This is a genomic window from Paenibacillus campinasensis, from assembly GCF_002272015.1.
GTDB classification, from domain to species: domain Bacteria; phylum Bacillota; class Bacilli; order Paenibacillales; family Paenibacillaceae; genus Paenibacillus_AQ; species Paenibacillus_AQ campinasensis.
This window is the reverse complement of sequence record NZ_NPBY01000004.1, coordinates 1-4005: the sequence shown is the minus strand read 5'-3', so window position 1 is coordinate 4005 and position 4005 is coordinate 1. Positions and strand designations below refer to the sequence as shown.

Below are 4005 nucleotides of genomic sequence, written 5' to 3'. Positions count from 1 at the left end.
TAAAGTTGATATAAATAAACTGCCGCATAGATATCCACCTCCCACAGGAATCTTTAGTTGTTCTCCGCCATCCTCGTATGTATCTTTAGCGAAGCTGAGGGACATCGTGTACATCTGATCGCCAGTGGCAACAAAATATTGCGTTAACATGACTCCAACTCCGGACTGTCCTTGTGTATAGGAACCTGTAAGGATTCCTGCATCATAATCGCCGTTTAACGCATCCGTGTAACTGATTTGCTGGTAGTTCTGGATTACCTCTCCGCCAGCACTGCTCGTTAAATCGGATACCGCCTGGTTTGCAGCTTCTTGTGCTGTCATTGCGGAATCTTCCAGGACTATATTGACATTATCAGCAAATCCCCCGGCAGCGTTAGCGTCAACAAAAGCAGCCAGAATTAAAGCATTGTCAACTTGGGGATCCACCCATGTCGAAGGGTATTCAAACTGAATATATTCATTTGAGAATAACGTAGTAGACACTTCTTCGGCCGGCTCGTTCTTAGGTTCTTTCTTCGGTTCTTGTTCAGCAGCCGCTTCTGTTTTTACATCTTCTTGATTGGAAGAAGAAGGATCGCTCTCCGTTTTGTCCCCTCCGCAAGCAGCTAATAATAATGATAATGATAATAGCAGTACAACTGATTTTTTCAAGCTTTTCATCAATGATCCATCTCTTCTCAATGTTCTCCATAGGCTGGAGGATTTGCTTATGGGAAGACTCCCCTTGCTGTCTATACTACCTGGAATATAGTATCATATTCCTATTTTTCAAAAAAAGGTAATTACATCCAATCGATTTAAAGACCCGGGCGCTTAAACCTAAAGTCTCTTTTCCAGAATGATCTTCGGCTCGCCCAAGCTGTCTGTGTATGTGCCGATCACATCAAAGCCATGCTTCAGGTTCAGAATCAGCATATTGCGCCAGCGATTTTTCGTTTTGGTTTGCACTTTCTTGTACCCTTTGTCTTTAAGCAGACGATGCTGTTCATTCATCAAGGCCGAGGCTACCCCTTGTTTTCGGTATTTCGGGTCCACCCCGCCAAGCCAGCTGTAAAATTTGTTGGGGCTTAACGCATAGCCAAGCTTGAACCCCACCACGCTGGAGCCATCGAGTGCGACATGCGCCAACCAGCTTGGCTTGCCTTCAAGCTGCTCAATCAGCCCCCTCGGCGTCTCAAATATTTGTTGATACAGAGCTGTTACTCCATTCATCAGCTCCTGTTCCGACAGAGAGTCCAGCTGTACAATCGTAAATTTCAAATTCTTTTCTCCTTCCTGCAATTGCAATTGGATAGGTCCTTATAATTAACACTGGTCAGCTTGACACTGACCATGTTCGGCACCACCTGCCCGCGCCACTTTACTGCACGCTTTCAATCGTCAACAAGCAAGAGCATCATCCGAAGCTTTTCGCGAAATTTCGAGGGTACATGCAAATGGAGGCTACCCGTCGAATATAGATCAGCAGAGAATGATAAAGTGAGGTGTATATTATTGTTTTTTCATATTAAAGAACTGCAGTTCCGCGCCAAGCCTGAGCGTCCGGATCCCGTCTTCGCTCGCAGGCTGCAGGAAGTGCTGGGCGGCCAGTTCGGAGAGATTACCGTTGCCATGCAGTATCTCTTCCAGGGCTGGAACGTTCGCGGAGACGGCAAGTACAAGGACCTTCTGCTTGATACCGGCACCGAAGAACTCGCGCATGTTGAGATGCTGGCCACGATGATCGCTCGCCTGCTGGATGACGCGCCGGTCGAGACGTTGGAAGAAGCGGCAAAGGATCCGGTCATTGCCGCCATCCTGGGAGGCAGCAATCCACAGCACGCCATTGTCACGGGTCTCGGCGCCGCGCCGACCGACAGCAACGGCTATCCGTGGAATTCCAGATACACGATCGCATCCGGAAATTTGCTGGCAGATTTCAGACATAACCTGGCTGCAGAATCTCAAGGACGCTTGCAGGTGGCACGTCTGTATGAGATGACGAATGACCGCGGCGTTAAAGACATGCTCGCCTGGCTGCTTGCGCGTGATACAATGCACCAGAATCAATGGATCGCCGCGATTAAAGAACTGGAGGCCAAGGAAGGGGTCGTCGTCCCTAGCACCTTCCCTAGAGAATGCGAGGTTCAGGAAGTGTCGCATATTCTGTTTAATTTCTCACGCGGTCAAGAAAGCGCACAGGGACCTTGGGCTCATGGGCCAAGTCCGGATGGCGGCACATTTCAATACGTGGCGAACCCGCAGCCGCTCGCCCCGGCCCCGCAACTGCCGCCCGCACCGCCGTATATTTATAATACACCACCCAAGGTGGTTAACCGCTCGCAAAACACCCCGCATATCCCGCCGCAATAAAGGGCCCGCTGGCAACAGCGCATTTGTGCATGTTCCGCCGTGCATATAACCGTTAATTGTACAAGGATAATTGTATCCTCCCCAACCTCTTGTTATTTAGTTGACAAGCGATGAAAGACCGATAAATATCCAGATGTTCAGGTGCCTTCTTAACACTTAGCAACAAACCCTTGCAAACGCAAGGGTTTTCTTCATGAGGGCTGAGGAACCCGCGCCCAACAAGTCTCCAACTGGCTAACCACCCAGCTTCCAGCACAACGGTTATCGGATGGATCTATGTATTTAACACTCGCCCCTACTCCTCCTTCGGCGCACATGGCCATCGGCCAATCATCCCGGTCATACCCCTTTTTCGTTGGTATTCCCTTTAGCGATTCATTCCTATTATCATCAGCACCAGCCCGATCATTCGTGCATATTTCATTAAAATATGTTATGTTGAAATAATACCTATTTTTAACAGGTCAAATTACAGGAGTGATACGCATGTTAAAACAACATGAAGAGTTTGTTCAAAATTTGATAAGGCAGATACAAGATGACGAACGATTTGCAGGTGTACTTGCTGGTGGTTCAATGGCGAAGAATTCGATGGATCAGTTTAGCGATCTGGATTTGATTCTTGTCTATCTCCCAACCTTTAAAACGGATATTATGAGGAATAGGCTGCATATAGCAAGTCAATTTGGTCATCTTTTATCTGGGTTCACTGGAGAACATGTAGGTGAACCGCGGTTACTCATTTGCTTGTACCATGGCCCTCTTCATGTTGATTTTAAATTTGTAACAATGGAAGAAATAAATGATGGGGTAGAAACACCTATTGTGGTATGGCAACGGGATTCCTCCTTGGAACAGCTACTGAATCAAATCCAATTTTCTTATCCTCTCCCTGATGTTCAGTGGATTGAAGATCGCTTCTGGGTTTGGGTACACTATGCAGCTACTAAACTCGGCAGAGGGGAATTATTCGAAGTGATCAGTTTTCTTTCATTTGTCAGAGAGACTGTTCTGGGTCCATTAATTTTAATGCAACACAATTCGCTACCAAATGGGGTACGGAAAATTGAAAGACATGCCCCTGAACTTATCGAGGAACTAGAAGAAACAGTTCCTGTCCATGAAAAAGAAAGCTGCTATAACACAATTAAGTCTTCAATATCATTATATTTATATCTAAGACGTTACTATGAAAGCGATATACAAATAAAGCTTGAGGCCCAACAAGTATCCATCAAGTATTTAGAAGAGGTCTACGAAGAAATGTGAAGATGAGGGTGTCCAAAATAAACTTTGGAACACCCTCTTTATTTTTGCCGAAGCCCCCCAGTTCTATGTTCTGACTCTTTTGGCTAAAACCATAATGATCACTCCAATGACGACTAGAACGATGCCAAATATAAAAGTTGCATTCGTAATCCCCCATATGTAGGGAGGGATATTCAATAGAATACTATCCATCAAGACGTATTGAGTCTTGGTAAATACGAACGAGAACAATAGCACTTTTTCTAACCCCGATAACAGCATCGCGAAGCATCCAATAGCGAGCAATACAAGGCCAAGTAAAAAAATACAAACCACCTCTTTCGACATTAGGGAAGCTTTACCTCTATTATGTAAATCCTTCCTAATTATATCATTGGAAGGCAT

General features: G+C 45.8%; 3 protein-coding genes and 2 pseudogenes. 2 read left to right on the top strand and 3 right to left on the bottom strand.

All coding sequences use genetic code 11. The features are described from left to right. Positions 1 to 660, bottom strand: a pseudogene (locus CHH67_RS01555) (hypothetical protein); the annotation flags it as partial. A 159-nt stretch (positions 661 to 819) separates the two neighbouring features. Further along, entirely contained in the window at positions 820 to 1260 is a 441-nt protein-coding gene (locus tag CHH67_RS01550) for a GNAT family N-acetyltransferase (protein WP_230875546.1), read from the bottom strand. A 234-nt stretch (positions 1261 to 1494) separates the two neighbouring features. Between CHH67_RS01550 and CHH67_RS01545 the strand changes: the two genes are divergently transcribed. Further along, entirely contained in the window at positions 1495 to 2352 is an 858-nt protein-coding gene (locus CHH67_RS01545; protein WP_095263226.1) for a manganese catalase, read from the top strand. Positions 2353 to 2543: 191 nt separating this feature from the next. On the opposite strand, the pseudogene CHH67_RS01540 reads toward CHH67_RS01545, so the two are convergent. Further along, a pseudogene (locus CHH67_RS01540) lies at positions 2544 to 2771 on the bottom strand (hypothetical protein); the annotation flags it as partial. A 67-nt stretch (positions 2772 to 2838) separates the two neighbouring features. Here CHH67_RS01540 and CHH67_RS01535 point away from each other — a divergent pair. Beyond that, on the top strand, positions 2839 to 3621 hold the full coding sequence (locus tag CHH67_RS01535) for an aminoglycoside 6-adenylyltransferase (protein ID WP_095263224.1): 783 nt from the start codon (positions 2839 to 2841) through the stop codon (positions 3619 to 3621). The last annotated feature ends 384 nt before the right edge of the window (positions 3622 to 4005 follow it).